The organism is Shinella sp. BE166 (assembly GCF_051201095.1).
In the GTDB taxonomy this organism is placed as follows: Bacteria; Pseudomonadota; Alphaproteobacteria; order Rhizobiales; family Rhizobiaceae; genus Shinella; species Shinella lacus.
Genome location: NZ_JBPEHL010000012.1, coordinates 215,132 through 232,165, shown reverse-complemented (window position 1 = coordinate 232,165; position 17,034 = coordinate 215,132). Strand labels below are relative to the sequence as shown.

15 protein-coding genes are annotated in these 17,034 nt (G+C 65.1%); 6 read left to right on the top strand and 9 right to left on the bottom strand.

What is annotated here, in order from left to right; genetic code table 11:
- Nucleotides 1-363, top strand: a 363-nt coding sequence (locus tag J2Y63_RS25575; RefSeq protein ID WP_435268380.1) for a formyltransferase family protein, incomplete at its 5' end; no start/stop codon positions are given.
- Nucleotides 364-1,013: 650 nt separating this feature from the next.
- Here J2Y63_RS25575 and J2Y63_RS25570 read toward each other — a convergent pair.
- Together J2Y63_RS25570 and J2Y63_RS25565 are read right to left on the bottom strand one after the other, a co-directional pair.
- The gene (locus tag J2Y63_RS25570) at nt 1,014-2,318 is read right to left on the bottom strand and encodes an NAD(P)/FAD-dependent oxidoreductase (RefSeq protein WP_435268379.1); all 1,305 of its coding nucleotides are present in this window, start codon (nt 2,316-2,318) and stop codon (nt 1,014-1,016) included.
- On the bottom strand, nt 2,318-3,667 hold the full coding sequence (locus J2Y63_RS25565) for a glutamine synthetase family protein (RefSeq protein ID WP_256119574.1): 1,350 nt from the start codon (nt 3,665-3,667) through the stop codon (nt 2,318-2,320). Before J2Y63_RS25565 ends, J2Y63_RS25570 begins: the two co-directional genes overlap by 1 nt.
- A 178-nt stretch (nt 3,668-3,845) precedes the next feature.
- On the opposite strand from J2Y63_RS25565, the gene J2Y63_RS25560 reads away from it, so the two are divergent.
- Nucleotides 3,846-4,508 (top strand): GntR family transcriptional regulator, encoded by a 663-nt coding sequence (locus J2Y63_RS25560; protein ID WP_256119583.1) that lies wholly within the window; start codon nt 3,846-3,848, stop codon nt 4,506-4,508.
- Here J2Y63_RS25560 and J2Y63_RS25555 read toward each other — a convergent pair.
- Nucleotides 4,505-5,212 carry an MOSC domain-containing protein gene (locus J2Y63_RS25555; protein WP_435268378.1) on the bottom strand — a complete coding sequence of 236 codons (708 nt, stop codon included), beginning with the start codon at nt 5,210-5,212 and terminating at the stop codon, nt 4,505-4,507. The two genes, J2Y63_RS25560 and J2Y63_RS25555, sit on opposite strands and share 4 nt — an antisense overlap.
- Before the next feature lie 148 nt (nt 5,213-5,360).
- Between J2Y63_RS25555 and J2Y63_RS25550 the strand changes: the two genes are divergently transcribed.
- The gene (locus J2Y63_RS25550; protein ID WP_256119572.1) at nt 5,361-6,614 is read left to right on the top strand and encodes an NAD(P)/FAD-dependent oxidoreductase; all 1,254 of its coding nucleotides are present in this window, start codon (nt 5,361-5,363) and stop codon (nt 6,612-6,614) included.
- 176 nt (nt 6,615-6,790) lie between these two features.
- Here the strand turns inward: J2Y63_RS25550 and J2Y63_RS25545 are convergent, their stop codons facing one another.
- The gene (locus J2Y63_RS25545) at nt 6,791-7,231 is read right to left on the bottom strand and encodes an Lrp/AsnC family transcriptional regulator (RefSeq protein WP_256119571.1); all 441 of its coding nucleotides are present in this window, start codon (nt 7,229-7,231) and stop codon (nt 6,791-6,793) included.
- Between the two features lie 112 nt (nt 7,232-7,343).
- On the opposite strand from J2Y63_RS25545, the gene J2Y63_RS25540 reads away from it, so the two are divergent.
- Nucleotides 7,344-8,444 carry a saccharopine dehydrogenase family protein gene (locus J2Y63_RS25540; RefSeq protein ID WP_256119570.1) on the top strand — a complete coding sequence of 367 codons (1,101 nt, stop codon included), beginning with the start codon at nt 7,344-7,346 and terminating at the stop codon, nt 8,442-8,444.
- 141 nt (nt 8,445-8,585) lie between these two features.
- On the opposite strand, the gene J2Y63_RS25535 is transcribed toward J2Y63_RS25540, so the two are convergent.
- The 5 genes from J2Y63_RS25535 to hglS form a co-directional block, all read right to left on the bottom strand.
- Nucleotides 8,586-8,843 carry a hypothetical protein gene (locus J2Y63_RS25535; RefSeq protein WP_435268377.1) on the bottom strand — a complete coding sequence of 86 codons (258 nt, stop codon included), beginning with the start codon at nt 8,841-8,843 and terminating at the stop codon, nt 8,586-8,588.
- Nucleotides 8,844-8,930: 87 nt separating this feature from the next.
- Nucleotides 8,931-10,163, bottom strand: coding sequence for a pyridoxal phosphate-dependent aminotransferase (locus tag J2Y63_RS25530; protein ID WP_435268376.1), 1,233 nt, complete (start codon nt 10,161-10,163; stop codon nt 8,931-8,933).
- 6 nt (nt 10,164-10,169) lie between these two features.
- Nucleotides 10,170-11,693 carry an L-piperidine-6-carboxylate dehydrogenase gene (gene amaB / locus J2Y63_RS25525; protein WP_435268375.1) on the bottom strand — a complete coding sequence of 508 codons (1,524 nt, stop codon included), beginning with the start codon at nt 11,691-11,693 and terminating at the stop codon, nt 10,170-10,172.
- A 22-nt stretch (nt 11,694-11,715) separates the two neighbouring features.
- Entirely contained in the window at nt 11,716-13,134 is a 1,419-nt protein-coding gene (locus J2Y63_RS25520) for an FAD-binding oxidoreductase (RefSeq protein WP_435268374.1), read from the bottom strand.
- Nucleotides 13,135-13,144: 10 nt separating this feature from the next.
- The gene (hglS, locus tag J2Y63_RS25515; RefSeq protein ID WP_435268373.1) at nt 13,145-14,542 is read right to left on the bottom strand and encodes a 2-oxoadipate dioxygenase/decarboxylase HglS; all 1,398 of its coding nucleotides are present in this window, start codon (nt 14,540-14,542) and stop codon (nt 13,145-13,147) included.
- A 170-nt stretch (nt 14,543-14,712) separates the two neighbouring features.
- Here hglS and J2Y63_RS25510 point away from each other — a divergent pair, with 170 nt between their 5' ends.
- Both J2Y63_RS25510 and J2Y63_RS25505 read left to right on the top strand, forming a co-directional pair.
- Nucleotides 14,713-15,606: a LysR family transcriptional regulator gene (locus J2Y63_RS25510; protein ID WP_435268372.1), complete on the top strand. Its 894-nt coding sequence runs from the start codon at nt 14,713-14,715 to the stop codon at nt 15,604-15,606.
- Between the two features lie 114 nt (nt 15,607-15,720).
- Nucleotides 15,721-17,004, top strand: coding sequence for an NAD(P)/FAD-dependent oxidoreductase (locus J2Y63_RS25505; RefSeq protein ID WP_435268371.1), 1,284 nt, complete (start codon nt 15,721-15,723; stop codon nt 17,002-17,004).
- Nucleotides 17,005-17,034: the final 30 nt, after the last annotated feature.

Below are 17,034 nucleotides of genomic sequence, written 5' to 3'. Positions count from 1 at the left end.
TCGGATGCGGTGTGCAAGAAGATGTCGGGCCGCATCATCAACATCCACCACTCGTTCCTGCCGTCGTTCAAGGGGGCCAACCCCTACAAGCAGGCGTTCGAGCGCGGCGTGAAGCTGATCGGGGCCACGGCGCACTACGTCACCGAGGATCTCGACGAAGGTCCGATCATCGAGCAGGACGTCGCGCGCATCACCCATGCGCAGTCGGCGGAGGATTATGTCTCGATCGGCCGCGACGTGGAGAGCCAGGTTCTTGCCCGCGCGGTGCATGCCCATATCCACCATCGCGTGTTCATGAACGGCAACAAGACCATCGTCTTCCCGCCGAGTCCCGGTTCCTACGCGTCCGAGCGCATGGGCTGATATCCGCCTCCGCATGGCCGTCCTTCCGCGCATGGCGGGACGGCCCGCAGGAGTGCCCACCGGGTTTATAAAAATATCCAGTCCGGAGAACCGCGCGAAAGCGTTGCCTCTGGGAATTGGAAAATGGTGGCTTCGCTTTCGCGCGGCCCCAGGCGTTCTTCGGAGGTGGTCTCGCCTCCTTCAGGCGTGGTGAAAGCTTCGCTGCACGGCTGGCGACGAGCCAGACCGCTTGCATGGCGGACCCAAACCGACCCCGCGACCCGGGGAAGGGGGAAGCCTTTCACGCCACAGGGTGATTATCCCCACAGCGCGTCCCGCGCCTCTTCCGCTTGCTGCCGCACGTACCGGCATCCACGAAAGCGCCTCCTCCCGCCCGCATCGACACGTTACGCGATCCGTCCGGCGGCGGAAGGATGCTCAGGATAGGGGAGGTTTTGGGGGTGGGGAAAATGGGGAAGGCGAATTTCTCGGAATGGTGCGGGGAACCCCCCTCTGGCCTGCCGGCCATCTCCCCCACAAGGGGGGAGATTGGATGGAGCAACGTCCCGCCCATCACAGAGGGTAGAGTGTGGGCGCTGTTCAAGCCTCTTGCCGATCTCCCCCCTTGTGGGGGAGATGCCCGGCAGGGCAGAGGGGGGTGGCTACGCTGACTACAGCCCGAAGGCATCCTTGAACTGATACCACCACGAACCAACGGTCGAATACTGAGCGCGGAACATGCGGCCGCCGGGGAAGGGGATCCACGGCAACTTTTCGAACTGGCTGAAGCGCGAGAGGTCGCCGTCGATAGCTTCCGAGAGGATGCGGCCGAAGAGGTGGGAGCCGGTAACGCCGTGGCCGCTGTAGCCGTGGGCGAAATAGGTGTTCTTGCCGATCTTGCCCATCTGCGGCACGCGGGAGAAGGAGAGGGCGAAATTGCCGCTCCAGGCGTAATCGATCTTCACGCCCTTTAGCGACGGAAAGACCTTTTCGAGGTTCGGGCGGATTTTTGCGCGCACGTCGGCGGGGTCGGTGCCGCCATAGACGGTGCCGCCGCCGAAGATCATGCGCTTGTCGGCCGACAGGCGGAAATAATCGAGGATGTAGCGCACGTCCTCGACGCACATGTCGGAGGGGATGAGCGCGTCGGCGCGCTCGCCGAGCGGTTCGGTCGCGACCATCTGGGTGGAGACCGGCATGACGCGCGAGACGAGTTTCGGCACGACATGGCCGAGATAGGCATTGCCGCAGAGCACCGCGACATTGGCCGTCACGCTGCCCCTGGCCGTGTGGATCACCGGCTTTTCGGCCTCGTGCTCGACGCGGGTGACGGGCGACTGTTCGTAGATCACGCCGCCGAGCGATTCGAGCGCCTTGGCCTCGCCGAGCGTGAGGTTGAGCGGGTGCATGTGTCCGCCGGTGGTGTCCAGCATGCCGCCGACATAGGCGTCGGTGTTGACGAGCTTGCGGATCGCCGCCTTGTCGAGCATCTGGTGGTCGTCCATGCCATAGCTCTTCCAGAGCGCCTTCTTGTGCTCCAGGTCCTTCATATGGGCGGGCGTATAGGCGGCGTAGATGTTGCCGACCTTCATGTCGCAATCAATGTCATATTGCGAGACGATGCGGCGGATGATCTTGCCGCCCTCCTGCACGAGGCCGCCGACGAAGGCGCCGGCCTGGTCGCCATAACGGCGCTTGATGGTGTCGAGGCTGGCATTGAGGCCGTTGACGATCTGGCCGCCATTGCGGCCCGACGCGCCCCAGCCGATGCCCGCACCTTCGACGACCACGACCTTGTAGCCCTTTTCGGCAAGGTGGATGGCGGTCGAGAGGCCGGAATAACCGGCGCCGAGCACGGCGACATCGGCGGTCACCGCGCCTTCGAGTACTTTCGGCGTGCGCACGATGTTGCGGGAGGCGGCGTAATAGCTGTCGGGATAGGTGCCGTTGCCGGCATAGGATTCATTCGTGGCCATCAGACGATTTCCAGGTAGGCGCTGAATTCGAAGTCGGTCACCTGTTCGGCGAAACCGGCGATTTCCTGCCGCTTGCAGGCGATCAGCATGGAGCGGAGATCCGCGTCGAAGATTTCCGAGACGATCGAGCCGTTCTCGAAGGCGGTGACGGCGGAACCCCATTCCGAGGGGATGCGCGGCAATTGCGAGAGATAGGCGCGGCCCGAGACCGGTGCCGGCGGCTCCCACTTGTTGCGGATGCCGACCAGGGCCGCACCGAGAATGCCGGCCATGACGAGATAGGGATTGGCGTCGGCGCCGGCGACGCGGTGCTCGATGCGGCGCGCCTTGTTGCTGCCGCCGGGAATGCGGATGGCGGCGGTGCGGTTCTCGTAACCCCAGGAGACGGAGGTCGGCGCGTGGGTGTCGGGGCGCAGGCGGCGGTAGGAGTTGAAATGCGGTGCGAAGAGCAGGGTCGATTCCGCCATGCCGCGCGTGAGCCCCGCGACGGCGTGTTTCATGATGTCGGAGCCTTCCGCGCTGCCATCGTCGAAGACATTGTTGCCGTCGGCGTCGATCAGGCTGAAATGCATGTGCATGCCGGAGCCGGAGCGCATGCCGTAGGGTTTTGCCATGAAGGTGGCGGCAAAACCGTGTTTGCGCGCGATGCCCTTGACGATGCGCTTGAAGAACAGCGCGTCGTCGGCGGCCTTCAACGGATCGTCGGAATGCATGAGGTTGATTTCGAACTGGCCGATGCCGTTTTCGGCGACGGCCGAATCCGCCGGCACGTTCTGGCGCTCGCATTCCGCATAGACATCGGAAAAGAACTGGCCGAAATCGTCGAGCTCGTCGATCGACAGGATGGCGTCGGAATCCAGCCGCTTGCCGGTATAGGGCGAGATCGGCGGCTGGGCGTGGTCGGGCTCGGCGTCGATCAGGTAGAATTCCATCTCGGAGGCGACGACGGGGCGCAGGCCGAGCTCGTGATATTGCCGGACGATGTTGGCGAGCGCCTGGCGGGGGTCGGCGAGGAACGGCTCGCCGTTTTCCTTGAACAGCCAGAGCGGCACGACGGCGGAGGGTTTCAGCGTCCAGCTTACCGGAAGAGCCCCGCGGCCGGTGGCGGCGCAGATGCCGTCCATGTCGCCCGAGGCGAAGACGTGGCTGGAGCCGACGATGTCCTCGCCCCAGACATCGACGCCGACGATGGACAGCGGCATGCGGATGCCGCCCTTCAGCACCTTTTCCGCCTGGCCGACGGGCACGCGCTTGCCGCGCAGGATGCCGTTGAGGTCGCAGACGACGGCTTGAATGCTCTCCACGCCGTCGGCGGTGATCAGCCAGTTGGATTCTTCGCTCGGGGTCATCGTTTTTTCCATATCACATAATTATTTTTGTGATCACATTTCGAAAATATGCACACTTTCTTGTCGTCGGTCAAGCTGCTAGAACCTGTTTCGAGGGATAGGATAACATCCGCAAGCCGGTGACAGGAGGGATGGATTGGGCAATTTGGCGCTTGAGCCGCTGGACCGGCCGGACGGCATGACGACGCATGAATATGCGCATCGTCGGCTTCGTCAGGCGATCATGGTGGGCTCGATCCGGCCGGGCGAATCGCTCACCATCCGCGGCATCGCAGAAGCCATGGAAAGCAGTCCCACACCTGTGCGCGAGGCGCTGCGCCGGCTGAGCTCCGAAGGTGCGCTGAGGGTGCTCGACAATCGCCGCATCATGGTGCCGCGCATGACGGCGGACCGGTTCGGCGAGCTCGTCTCCTTGCGTTCCGTGCTGGAGCAGCATGCGGCGCGGCGCGCGGTGCCTCATATCACCGAGCGCCGCATCGACCGGCTGGCCGAGATCGACAAGGCGCAGGACGAGGCGATCCGGCGCAAGGACAATGCGACGGCGCTGCTCTTGAACCAGGAATTCCATCGCACGCTCTACAGCGCCAATCCTGAGCAGGTGATCATGCCGATGGTGGAGAGCATCTGGCTCCAGCTCGGCCCCTTCCTCGGCATCGCCATGGAACATGTCGCCCAGCTCTATTTCGTCGATCGCCACGTGGAAGCCATCGAGGCGCTGCGCAAGCGCGACGAGGATGCCGTGGCGGCGGCGATCAAGGCCGATATTTCCGAGGGCATCGGCGGTTTCGAGCGGGCGGCGATCGAGAACCTGCTGCGGCTTGCCGGGCAGTCGGTGACCTAGTCGACGGTCACGGCATCGCCGCGGCTTATGCGGCCCGGGCCGGCCACCTTCGCCAGTACGCCGAAACCGCCGCCGCCATGTTTGGCGATGGTGTGCAGCACATCCTTGTCGAAGGGGATGCCGGGCTGTCCGAGCGCCGTGAAGGCGCAGCGGGTGCAGGGTTCGGTGATTTCGACGGTGGCGTCGCCGATCCGCAATGCTTTTCCGATCAGCCGCTGTTCGACGAAATCGATGTCGTTGTCGTCGGTTTGCACGAGAATGTTCGGGCGGAAGCGCCTGGTGTCGATGATCGCTGTCGGCAGCAGGGCCTGCAGGCGCGCGAGCGATGCGGTGGTGAGGATGTGCAGGTGGCCGCGGTCGTAACGCGGTGCGGCGTCCGCCCCACCGAAGGGCCGGAAACGGACGGGAAAGCCGAGGTGGTCCGAGGCCGTCTTGTCGGCGGGCGGCGAGGGGACGGGATGCCATGTCGTGCCGTCCTGGCTGATCTCGGGGCCGTCTGCGCCCAATCGGGATTGCAGGCCCGGGACGGGTCGCCAGCGCCGTTCGCTTTCCGGTGCGGCGACTGCGGCGCTGTCCGCGTCGAAGAGGCCCCACTGCCGGTCGCCGGCAATACCGCTGTCGTCGAGGTGGGCGGTTTCCAGCCTTTCGCCGGTCAGCGAACTGACCGGATAGCGCCAGAGTTCGCTTGCCGTGCCAAAGCGCATGCCGTGTCCTTTCCGGGTGTCTCGTCGTGGCGTGAGGCTATCGCCCCGGCCGCCTGCGTCAAGGCGCTTTGCCGCAAGCAAGCGGCTTGCATCCCGCATTCGGGCCATGCAATGGATCAGGGACGTGAATGTGGACTAGGGGCAGCACATGAAGACGGATGTCATTGTTCTCGGCGCAGGCGTGATCGGCATTTCGACCGCGATCCATCTGGCACGGCGCGGCAAGTCGGTGGTGCTCGTCGATCGGCGTGGTGCCGCGGAAGAGACCTCCTACGGCAATGCCGGCCTGATCCAGCGCGAGGGCGTCTTCCCCTATGGTTTCCCGCACGATTTTGGCGCGCTCTTTCGTTATGCGCTGAACAATACGATCGACGCGCATTACCACCCCTCGGCCATTCCCGGCATCATTCCGTTCCTGGCGCGCTACTGGTGGCATTCCGGCTTCCGCCAGCACCAGAGCATCGCGCATCTCTATGCGCCGCTGATCGAGAACTCGATTTCCGAACATGCCGACCTGATCGCGGCCTCCGGTGCCGACGATCTCATCCGCAAGGATGGCTGGATGAAGGTGTTTCGCACGGAAAAGGCGCGCGATGCGGCCTATGCGGATGCGGAAAAGCTGTCCGCCAATTTCGGCGTCAACCACCAGAAGCTGACGACGGCGGAGGTGGCCGCGGCCGAACCCTCCATCCGCGCGGAACTGACCGGCGGCCTGCGCTGGACCGATCCCTGGTCGATCCTCGATCCGCAGAGCCTGATGAAGCGCTACCTTGCCTATTTCCAGTCGCTCGGCGGCACGCTCCAGTCGGGCGATGCGGCGACGATCGAACATGTGCTCGAAGGCGAGGGCTGGCGCATCGCCACGCCCGAAGGCCCGCTCGAAGGCAAGGAAGTGGTGGTGGCGCTCGGCCCCTGGGCCGATACGGTGACGCGCAAGCTCGGCTATCGCTTCCCGCTCGCCGTCAAGCGCGGCTACCACATGCATTATGGGGCGGAAGAGGGCGCGCATCTCAACAACTGGGTGCTCGATGCCGAGCGCGGCTATTTCCTGGCGCCCATGCAGCGCGGCATCCGGCTTACCACCGGCGCCGAATTCGCCAAGCGCGACACGCGCAAGACGCCGGTGCAGCTGCGCCGGGCGGAAAAGGTGGCGCGCGAATTCTTCCCGCTCGCCGAGCGGCGCGACGAGGAACCGTGGATGGGCTGCCGCCCCTGCACGCCGGACATGATGCCGATCATCGGCAAGGCCCCGCGCCATTCCGGCCTCTGGTTCGCCTTCGGCCACGCCCATCACGGCATGACGCTGGGGCCTATCACCGGGCGCGTGCTGGCGGAAAAGATGCTGGGCGAGCGCACGGTCATCAATATCGGTCCCTACCGGCCGGAGCGGTTCATCGCCTGATGGAGGTGATGTGAGGGCAACGCACTCTATCCTCCGTCATCCTCGGGCTTGACCCGAGGATACACGCTTCACGGCACGCCTGGAGTTTGTGGCATGGATCCTCGGGTCAAGCCCGAGGATGACGGAGGGGAGGTGGGTGGTCTCGTTGGGGGTCGTTTTAGGCCGCAGGCAATCACCTAGCGCCTGATCCGCGTCGACAGGATGATCGACGACAGCGTGCGTTCCACGCCCTCGATTTCACCGATGCGGTCGATCAGGTGGTCGAGTTCGGCGATTGATGTGGCCTCCACGATGGCGATCAGGTCGAAGCTGCCGCTGACGGAATGCAGCGTGCGCACGGCGGAGATGGCGTGCAGTTCGGTCGTGATGCGGGCCAGCGTTTTTGGCGCGATGGTGATCAGCACATGGGCCTTTACCATGCCGCTCTCGTAGGCGTCCGAAAGCTTGACGCCGTAGCCGGCGATCACGCCGTCGCGCTCCAGCCGGTCGATCTTTGCCTGAACGGTCGTGCGCGACAGCCCGAGCTTGCGGGCGATGGTCGCGGTCTGTTCGCGGGCGTTTTCGCTGAGGATGGCGAGAAGCTCGCGATCCTTGGCGGCTAGCGTCGTTATGCTCATATCTGTCGTCGTTCTGCCGATATCGATGATGTATTATGCCAGATATGGCGCTTTAAATCGACACCTCCCGCCGGCAAAATAAGCGCATCAATTCATGCCGGAGGGAAATCACATGAAGGACATCGTCGTCATCGGCGCAGGCAAGATCGGCTCGACCATCGCGCGCATGCTGGCTCACAGCGGGGATTACAGCGTCACCGTCGCAGACCGCTCGGACGAGCAGCTGGCCGCCGTCGAGCGCCACGCCGCTGTCTCGACCAAGGTCGTCGATATCGCCGACGCTGCCGCCATGAAGGACCTGCTGACCGGCAAGTTCGCCGTGCTTTCCGCCGCGCCGTATCACCTGACGGTCGCGATCGCCGAAGCGGCAGCCGCTGCCGGCGTGCACTATCTCGACCTCACGGAAGACGTCGAATCCACCCGCCAGGTCAAGCGCATTGCCGAGACCGCCAAGACCGCCTTCATCCCGCAGTGCGGCCTGGCACCGGGCTTCATCTCCATCGTCGCCAACGACCTCGCCAGCCGCTTCGATTCGCTCGAAAGCGTGCGCATGCGTGTCGGCGCGCTGCCGCAGTACCCCTCCAACGCCCTGAACTACAACCTCACCTGGAGCACGGACGGCGTCATCAACGAATATATCGAGCCCTGCGAGGCGATCGTCGAAAGCGCGCTGATCGAGGTTCCGGCCTTGGAAGAGCGCGAAGAATTCTCGCTCGACGGCGTCACCTATGAAGCCTTCAACACGTCGGGCGGCCTCGGCACGCTCTGCGAATCGCTGAAGGGCAAGGTGCGCACGCTGAACTACAAGACGATCCGCTATCCCGGCCACGCCGCGATCATGAAGGCGCTCTTGAACGACCTCGGCCTGCGCCATCGCCGCGAAGTGCTCAAGGACATTTTTGAGAACGCCCTGCCGACCACCACGCAGGACGTCGTCATCGTCTTCGTGACCGTTTCGGGCCGCAAGGGCGGCCGCCTGATCCAGGAAACCTATGCCAACAAGGTCTACAGCGCGCCGATCGCCGGCGTCCTGCATTCCGCCATCCAGATCACGACGGCCGGCTCGATCTGCGCCGTGCTCGACATGCTCGCCGACGGCACGCTGCGCGCCGAGGGTTTTGTCCGCCAGGAAGAAATTGCGCTCGAAGCCTTCCTCGCCAACCGTTTCGGCCACTACTACGCCCAGGAAAACCACGGCGCCCGCGCTGCCTGAGCCGAAAAACCTCTTTCAGACGCCCCGGCACCGTCCGGGGCGTTTTGTCATCTGCGGCATACTCCGCGGGGAAGAGAGACGCCCGGCAAGGGCGCGAACCATAAAAATGGGGCCTCACAAGAGGCCCTTTTTCTTTTGCGGTCAGGCGACATTCGGCCGCCAGGCGATGACGCCCTCGGTTCGCGACCGGACGGCGGGTGTCGCGAGGCAAGTGGCGACGGCCTCGTAGCCGCGCGCGCCTGGATGGGGTGCGACGAGGAAGGGCACGTCGTGATTGGCCGGGCAGAACAGGATGCTTTCATCGGCCGCCACATCCTCGAGATCGAGAATCGCGGAGGAGCGGGTGAGCAGGAAAAGCGGCGGTCTGCCGGCGCGGCGGCTGCGCAGATAGGAGCGCACGGCTTCCTGCGTGGCGTGATCGGGCGCGGCAAGGAAAAACCCGCCGCAGACGGGCTGCTGGCGGGTTTTGTTTGCATAGGTCGCGGCTCAGGCGAGCTTTGCGCAGGCGTCCGCGATGCGTTTCAGCGCTTCCGTCAGCTCCGCTTCCGAGGTGGCGTAGGAGATGCGGAAGAAGGGCGAGAGGCCGAAAGCGGAGCCGGGCACGACGGCGACATGGGCGTCTTCCAGGAGATAATCCGTGAAGTCGCTGTCGGCCTCGATGCGCTTGCCCTTGGGGGTCGTCTTGCCGATCACGCCGGCACAGCCGGAGAAGGTGTAGAAGGCGCCTTCCGGGGTGCGGCAGGCGAGGCCGGGGATGGCGTTCAGCGCCGAGACGACGAGGTCGCGGCGTTGCTTGAAGCTCGCCTGGCGGTCCTTCAGGAAGTCCTGTGGGCCGTTGAGCGCTTCGACCGAAGCCGCTTGGCTGACGGAGGAGGGGCAGGAGGTCGCCTGGCTCTGGATCACGGCCATGGCCTTGATCAGCGCCTTCGGGCCGCCGGCATAGCCGATGCGCCAGCCGGTCATGGCATAGGCCTTCGAGACGCCGTTGATGGTCAGCGTGCGGCTCTTCAGGCGCGGTTCGATGGCGACGGGAGTGACGAATTGGAAGCCGTCATAGACGATGTGCTCGTACATGTCGTCGACCATCAGCCAGACATGCGGATGTTTCAGCAGCACGTCGATGAGCGGGCGGTAGTCGGCCTCGCTGTAGGCCGCGCCCGAGGGGTTGGACGGCGAGTTCAGCAGCACCCAGCGGGTTTTGGGCGTGATCGCCTTTTCGAGCTGGTCGGCCTTCAGGCGGAAACCGGCTTCGGCGTCGCAGGGGATCAGCACCGGCACGCCGCCGCAGATTTCCACGATGTCGGAATAGGAGGTCCAGTAGGGCGTCGGGATGATCACCTCGTCGCCCGGATCGATCGTCGCCATGAAGGCGTTGAACAGGATCTGCTTGGCGCCGGTCGCGACGGTCACTTCGTCGAGCGCGTAGTCGACGTTGTTTTCACGCCGGAATTTTTCGGCGATCGCCCTCTTGAGGTCCGGCGTGCCGTCGAGCGCGGTGTATTTCGTCTCGCCGCGGTCGATGGCGGCCTTGGCGGCTTCCTTGACGTTGTCCGGCGTGTCGAAATCGGGTTCGCCGGCGCCGAGGATGATGACCGGCAGGCCGTCCTTCTTCATGGCGCTCGCGCGGGCGCCGATCTGCAGGATTTTTGAGACGCCGATGGCGGCGATGCGCGAGGCGGGCGTAAAGCCCGCCTCCTCGATTTTGCTTGCGACGGTCATGGCCGATTACTCGATGTCGAAGGAGACGCCCTGGGCGAGCGGCAGGGCCTTCGAATAGTTCACCGTGTTGGTGGCGCGGCGCATATAGGCCTTCCAGGCGTCGGAGCCGGATTCGCGGCCGCCGCCGGTTTCCTTCTCGCCACCGAAGGCGCCGCCGATTTCCGCACCCGACGTGCCGATGTTGACATTGGCGATGCCGCAATCCGAACCGTCGACCGAAAGGAAGCGCTCGGCTTCCTGGACGTTCAGCGTGAAGATCGACGAGGAGAGGCCGGCGGCGACCGCGTTATGGTCTTCCAGCGCCTTGTCGAAGTCGGAATATTTCATGACGTAGAGGATCGGCGCGAAGGTCTCTTCGAGAACCGGGCCGGCCTGCTTCGGCATTTCGACGATGGCGGGCTTGACGTAATAGGCCGTTTCCTTGCCGGCTTCGGTGACGCGTTCGCCGCCGGTAATAGTGCCGCCTTCGGCCTTGGCGGCTTCCAGCGCCTTCTGCATGCCGTCAAAGGCCTGCTTGTCGACGAGCGGGCCGACGAGGGCCGAGGTTTCCAGCGGGTTGCCGACGGAAACGCTGGTGTATGCCTTCTTCAGGCGCGGCACGAGCTGGTCGTAGACGCTGTCATGCACGAAGAGGCGGCGCAGCGTCGTGCAGCGCTGGCCGGCGGTGCCCATGGCGCCGAAGGCAATGGCGCGCAGCGCCATGTCGAGATCGGCCGACGGGCAGACGATGCCGGCATTGTTGCCGCCGAGTTCGAGGATCGAGCGGGCAAAACGCTTTGCGAGGCGCGGGCCGACTTCCTTGCCCATGCGGGTGGAGCCGGTGGCCGAGACGAGCGCGACCTTGGTGTGGTCGACGAGGACTTCGCCGATGGCGCGGTCGCCGATGAGGACCTGGGAGAGGTTCGCCGGGGCTTCGCCGAAGCGGGCGAGGGCGCGCTCGAAGATCGCCTGGCTGGCAAGCGCGGTCAGCGGGGTCTTTTCAGAGGGCTTCCAGACGGTGGAATTGCCGGCGACCAGCGCCAGCGCCGTGTTCCACGACCAGACGGCGACCGGGAAGTTGAAGGCGGAGATGATGCCGACGACGCCGAGCGGATGCCAGGTTTCCATCATGCGGTGGCCGGGGCGCTCGGTGGCGATGGTGAGGCCGTAGAGCTGGCGGGAGAGGCCGACGGCGAAATCGCAGATGTCGATCATTTCCTGCACTTCGCCGAGGCCTTCCGACGTGATCTTGCCGGCTTCGATGGAGACGAGGCGACCGAGATCGGCCTTGGCGGCGCGCAGTTCCTCGCCGAGCAGGCGCACGAGCTCGCCGCGCTTGGGGGCGGGCACGAGGCGCCATTCCTTGAAGGCGTCATGGGCGGCTTCGATCGCCTTGGCGGCGTCGGCGGCCGAGACGGTCTTCAGCCTGGCGATCTCCTCGCCGGTGACCGGGCTGTAGGAGGCCATGTCGCCGCCTTCCCAGGCGGCGCGCGGCACGCCGAGCTTGTCGAGAAGGGTTGCGGTTTCCTGTTTCACGTCGACTTTCGTCATGGGTATTCTCCCTGGTGTCTTATTAAAAGGTCATGGCGCCGAGCAGGCCCGGCGAGGTGATGGTCTTCAGCCCGGCCGCCAGCTTGCGCAGGTCGTCCGGGGTGTATTTGTCGTAGAAGGCCTGGTTCTTGCGGCCGATGGCGTGTTCCGCGCTGAAGCTGCCGCCGAATTGCTCGACCGCGACGGTGAAGACCCAGTCGCGCAGGTCCATTTCGAAATCGGGGTCGGTAAGCCGCGGATCGTCCTTCGCGACGACGAGGTTGAAGTGCACGCCGCCATCGCCGATATGGCCGAAATCGCAGATCGTCACGTCTTCGAAGTGATCCGGCATGTCCGCCTTCATATGGGCAAGGAAGGGCATGATGTCACCCCGGCGGAAGGACAGATCGAAGGCGATCAATCGCCCACTATGTTTCACGCCTTCCGACAGCGCATGGCGCAGCGCCCAGATCTCGTGCGGCGGGCCGACGAAGGCATCGGCGAGCGGCGCGTCCTCGCGCTCCCAGATCGCGGCGAGCACCTCTTCCAGCACCGCATCGAGCGGCTGTTCGCCCTCGCGCGGGGGAGTGGAGCGGGAGATTTCGGCGAGGATCGCGAAATCCGGCACGATGCCGCCCTGGAAGGGATTGCGCAGCGAGGGCACATGGTCGAGCGCGGCGCGCACCGCATTGCCGGACATGCCCTCGAAGGCGGAGAGGTAGCTGCCGAGCGCGTCTTCCATGGCGACGAGCAGGGTCGCGACCTGTTCGTCCGAGGCGGGAACGAGGAGCGCGGTTGCGGACTGCTTTGGCGCGGGTTCCAGGTTCAGCACGCATTCGGTGACGATGCCGAAGGCGCCGGAGGTGCCGATGAAGAGCTGCTTCCAGTCGACGCCGGTATTGTTCTTGCGCAGGCCGGAGGAGAGGTCGAGCACAGTGCCGGCCTCGTCGGCGAGCACCACGGTGAGGCCCAAAGTGTTGCGGCGCACGTCGCCGTAGCGCAGGAAGCGCGAGCCGCCGGTGTTCGTGGCGATCATGCCGCCGAGGCGGGGATCGGCGCCGAGGTCGATCGGGAAGAACAGGCCGCTCTCCTCCAGCTTGCCGTTGAGATCGGAGAGGCGCAGGCCCGCGCCGGTCTTGACCGTGCGGTTCACGCGGTCGAGCTCGAACAGGGCGGTGAGGCGGTCGAGGCTCAGCACGCCCTGGCCGCCGCTTGCATCCGGCGTGGAGCCGGAGACGAGGCCGGTATTGCCGGATTGCGGGATGAGGGCGATGCCGTTTTTCACGCAGTAGGAAACGGTGGCGGAGGCTTCCTCCGTCGAGGCCGGGCGGGCGACGAAGGCGGCGCGGCCCTTGTCGTAGCGCGCGCCGGTCTCATAGGCAGCCATGTCGCCGGGCGCGGTGAGAAGACCCTTCTCGCCGAGCAGGCTTTTCAGCGTTTCGATATGGCGTGCCTCGACCATGGCTTGTCCCTTATTCCGCAGCGGCCGCCATGTTGACGATGCCGAGGCACATTTCAAGCGAGGCGCGCTGGATGCCGGCATAGTGGGCGAATTCGTCGAGCACCGTCGCGCCGAGATCGCGTTCGAACATCACCTGGTTGGGGCTTGCGACGAAATCCTGCGCCGCGTCGTCGCCGAGGTTCGACTGGAAGATGCCCGCGGCGCTGACCGGCAGGAAGTCTTCGTAGACGATCGGGTCGAAGCGGATGAGGCCGGCTTCGATGGCGGTTTCGAGATCGGCCTTGCGGCCGGAGACGCTTTTGCCCTTTTCGGTCAGCGAGTAGCTGAAATAGCCGAGGCCCGCCTTGCGGATGCCGTCCCAATCGTCCGGGAAGGCCTTGAAGACGTCGGCAAGGGCGGCCTCGTACTCGGCGGCGTTGGAGCCATCGGCGGCCGGGCGCACGCGGGCGCGGGTGTCGTTGAGCAGTTTGTCGTAGAGCGCGCGGCCCTTCGGCGTCAGCGCCACGCCGCGCTGCTCGATCTCGCCGAAGCGGGCGGTGTGCGAGCCTTTCTGCCAGCTACCATCGGCGCCGATGAAGGAGACGGCCTCTTCCAGCGCCTTGAACGAGGTCTGGCGCAGCAGGATCGGGCATGTGCGGGTGGGCGGGCCTTCGACGATCGCCTTCGGCGCGATGCCCTCTTCCGGCATGCGGGCCTGCACCTTGTCGATGTCGAGCGTGCGCGGCGTCAGGTGGTTGATATGCGGGCCTTTGAAGGAGACGACGTCGGCGATGAGGCGGTGCGCATCGTGCAGGCGCTTGTACATGTCGGTGCTGACGATGGCGTGGTCGTGCCAGCGGAAGGTTTCGAGCACTTCGCTCACAAGGCGGGCGGCATCGGCGGCATCGAGGCCGCCGTCACGCTCCGCCTTCTCGACGAGCGCGACGGCTTCGTCAGTGAAGATTTTTCGCGCTGCAAGCACCTCGGCGGCCTCATGGCGCAGCGCTTCGTCGGCGATCAGATCGAGACGGAGCAGCGAGGTGAAGACGCGGAAGGGATTGCGGCTCAGGCTTTCCGCGCCGACCGGGCGGAAGGCGGTGGAGTGGACGGGAACGCCGGCGGTCGACAGGTCGTAGTAGCCGACCGGAAACATGCCCATGACGGCGAAGACGCGGCGCATCATGGACAGCTCTTCCCGCGTGCCGAGGCGGATGGCGCCGTGGCGCTCTTCGGAAATGCGGTCGAGCGAGTCGGTCGCTTCCAGACGATCCTTCAGCAACGGATCGGTGGCGAGCGTTTCCGCATTCACCGTGGCGACGAGGGACATCAGCGTGCCATAGGCCGGAACCTCGTCCCGGTACATGGCGGACATGGCGGCGGAGAAATCCGAGCGGATCTTGTCGGCGGAAACGTGCGAATTTGCTTTCATGGGAAGCGGTCTCATCTGTTTAAACGCAATTCCGGACGGAAAACCGTTTCACACTTTTCCTGGAATTGCTTTACAAGGGGGGAGGCCCTGTTCATTCTCAAAACGGATCATTACCCTATCGTTTCCTTGAGCGATTGCGACCGTTCTGACTATGTTGATGCGAGGAAAGAATGAAGCTCAGTCGAAGGCTGATCCCGGACGTCACCACGCTGCAGGCGTTCGAATGCGCCGCGCGCCATGGCTCCTTCACGCAGGCCGCGCACGAGCTGAACCTCACCCAGAGCGCCGTCAGCCGGCAGATCAAGGACCTGGAGGAACAGCTTGGTGTGCTGCTGTTCGAGCGCGTGCGCCAGCGCGTCGTGCTGTCGGAGGACGGGCGGCGTTTCCTGCCGGAGGTGCGCAAGCTCTTGCACCAGACGGAAGAGACCATGCTGCGCGCCATGGCGTCGGCCTCCTCCGAACACAGCCTCTCCATCGCGACGCTGCCGACGTTCGGCAGCCGCTGGCTGACGCCGCGCATTCCGGCCTTCCTCGCCCAGCATCCCGGCACGATCGTCAACATCGCCTCGCGCTCCGCGCCGTTCGATTTCGACGAGGAGAATTTCGATCTGGCGATCCATTACGGCCAGCCGGTCTGGGCGCGGGCGGCCTGTTCCTATCTGTGCAGCGAGGTCATCCTGCCGGCGGCAAGCCCGGAGCTGCTGGAATCCTGGAACCTTTCCGAGCCGAAGGATCTGGAGACCGCGCCGCTGCTGCATCTCGCGACACGGCCGAAATTGTGGGCGCAATGGTTCGAGTTGAATGGCGGCGCGTCGGACACGGCCTATCGCGGCCACCGCTTCGACCAGTTCGCCATGGTCATCGAATCGGCCGTCGCCGGGCTCGGCTTCGCGCTGCTGCCGCGTTACCTCATCGAGCAGGAACTGGCGAGCGGCCGGCTCGCGGTGGTCTTCGACCGGCCGATGGAGACGCAGAACAGCTATTACCTCGTGCTGCCGGAGGGAAAACTCGAAAACCCGCTGAGCCAGGCTTTTCGCGCGTGGATCGCCAAGGAAGTCCCCTGAGCAGGGGTGTCATGCGGGCGGGGCATGACCCCGTTCGCAATTTTTGCTTTAGTCCCGGTGCCGCATCGCCGATGGTGCGGCCAGAAAATTCTCCTCCGGAAAAGACAGACGCCCATGCTCAACGACCCGCGCTCCCATGGCCTTTGGGAGATGACCGCTCCGCCCGCACCTGAAACCGTTGCCTTTTCCGGAAAGGCGGAGGCGGATGTGGTGATCGTCGGTGGTGGCTATACCGGCTTTTCGACGGCGCTGCACCTGGCGGAGCGCGGCACGCGGGTCGTGCTGCTTGAAGGGGCGGAGATCGGTTATGGCGGCTCGGGGCGCAATGTCGGCCTCGTCAATGCCGGCATGTGGGTGATGCCGGACGAGCTGCCCGGCGTGCTGGGCGAGCTGCATGGCGGCCGGCTGCTGGAGCTTCTCGGCAATGCGCCGCGCGCGGTGTTCGACCTCGTCGAAAAACACGGCATCGACTGCGAGATCAACCCGGTCGGCACGCTGCATTGCGCGGTCGGCCAGTCCGGCCTCGACGAATTGAAGCAGCGCGCCGAGCAATGGGCGCGCCGTGGTGCGCCGGTGCGGCTGCTCGATGCGGCCGAAACGGCGGTGAAGGTCGGCACGGACGCCTATGCCGGGTCGCTGCTCGACCTGCGCGCCGGCACGATCCAGCCGCTCGCCTATGCGCGCGGTCTTGCGCGGGCGGCGATTGCGGCCGGGGCACAGGTTTTCACCGCAAGTCCGGTGACGGGCGCGGAGCGGACGGGCAAACGCTGGACGGTCAACACCGCGCGCGGCTCGGTGACGGCGGACTGGGTGGTCGTCGCCACCAATGCCTATACGGTGGCGCCGTGGAACGAGGTGCGCGCCGAACTGCTGCACCTGCCCTATTTCAACTTCGCCACCGTGCCGCTTTCGGCCGAGATGCAGGCGAAGATTTTGCCGGAAAAGCAGGGGGCGTGGGATACGAAGGAGATCCTCTCCTCCTTCCGCTTCGACAAGCGCGGCCGGCTGGTGTTCGGCAGCGTCGGCGCGCTGCGCGGCACGGGCACCGGCATCCACAAGGCCTGGGCGCGGCGCGCGCTGAAAAAGCTGTTTCCGGAGATCGGCGATATTGCCTTCGAGGCGGAATGGTACGGCAAGATCGGCATGACCGCGGACAACCTGCCGCGCTTCCACCGCCTTGCCGAAAACGTCATCGGCTTTTCCGGCTATAACGGCCGCGGCATCGCGCCTGGCACCGTCTTCGGCCGCACGCTGGCGGAACTGGTTTCCGGCGAAATCGCGGAAAAGGACCTGCCCTTGCCGGTGAGCGAACCGGAGGCGCAGTCTTTCCGCTCGGTGCGGGAAGGGTATTACGAGCTCGGCGCGCAGATCGCGCACTTTGCCGGCGCCCGCATTTAAGACCTCTCCGCAATGAAAAAACGCCCGGTC

Excerpts from the sequence above, each read along its gene's own strand:
- J2Y63_RS25570 (WP_435268379.1), bottom strand. The coding sequence starts at position 2,318 with ATGGCCACGAATGAATCCTATGCCGGCAACGGCACCTATCCCGACAGC.
- J2Y63_RS25565 (WP_256119574.1), bottom strand. The coding sequence starts at position 3,667 with ATGACCCCGAGCGAAGAATCCAACTGGCTGATCACCGCCGACGGCGTG.
- J2Y63_RS25560 (WP_256119583.1), top strand. The coding sequence starts at position 3,846 with ATGACGACGCATGAATATGCGCATCGTCGGCTTCGTCAGGCGATCATG.
- J2Y63_RS25555 (WP_435268378.1), bottom strand. The coding sequence starts at position 5,212 with ATGCGCTTTGGCACGGCAAGCGAACTCTGGCGCTATCCGGTCAGTTCG.
- J2Y63_RS25550 (WP_256119572.1), top strand. The coding sequence starts at position 5,361 with ATGAAGACGGATGTCATTGTTCTCGGCGCAGGCGTGATCGGCATTTCG.
- J2Y63_RS25545 (WP_256119571.1), bottom strand. The coding sequence starts at position 7,231 with ATGAGCATAACGACGCTAGCCGCCAAGGATCGCGAGCTTCTCGCCATC.
- J2Y63_RS25540 (WP_256119570.1), top strand. The coding sequence starts at position 7,344 with ATGAAGGACATCGTCGTCATCGGCGCAGGCAAGATCGGCTCGACCATC.
- J2Y63_RS25530 (WP_435268376.1), bottom strand. The coding sequence starts at position 10,163 with ATGACCGTCGCAAGCAAAATCGAGGAGGCGGGCTTTACGCCCGCCTCG.
- amaB (WP_435268375.1), bottom strand. The coding sequence starts at position 11,693 with ATGACGAAAGTCGACGTGAAACAGGAAACCGCAACCCTTCTCGACAAG.
- J2Y63_RS25520 (WP_435268374.1), bottom strand. The coding sequence starts at position 13,134 with ATGGTCGAGGCACGCCATATCGAAACGCTGAAAAGCCTGCTCGGCGAG.
- hglS (WP_435268373.1), bottom strand. The coding sequence starts at position 14,542 with ATGAAAGCAAATTCGCACGTTTCCGCCGACAAGATCCGCTCGGATTTC.
- J2Y63_RS25510 (WP_435268372.1), top strand. The coding sequence starts at position 14,713 with ATGAAGCTCAGTCGAAGGCTGATCCCGGACGTCACCACGCTGCAGGCG.
- J2Y63_RS25505 (WP_435268371.1), top strand. The coding sequence starts at position 15,721 with ATGCTCAACGACCCGCGCTCCCATGGCCTTTGGGAGATGACCGCTCCG.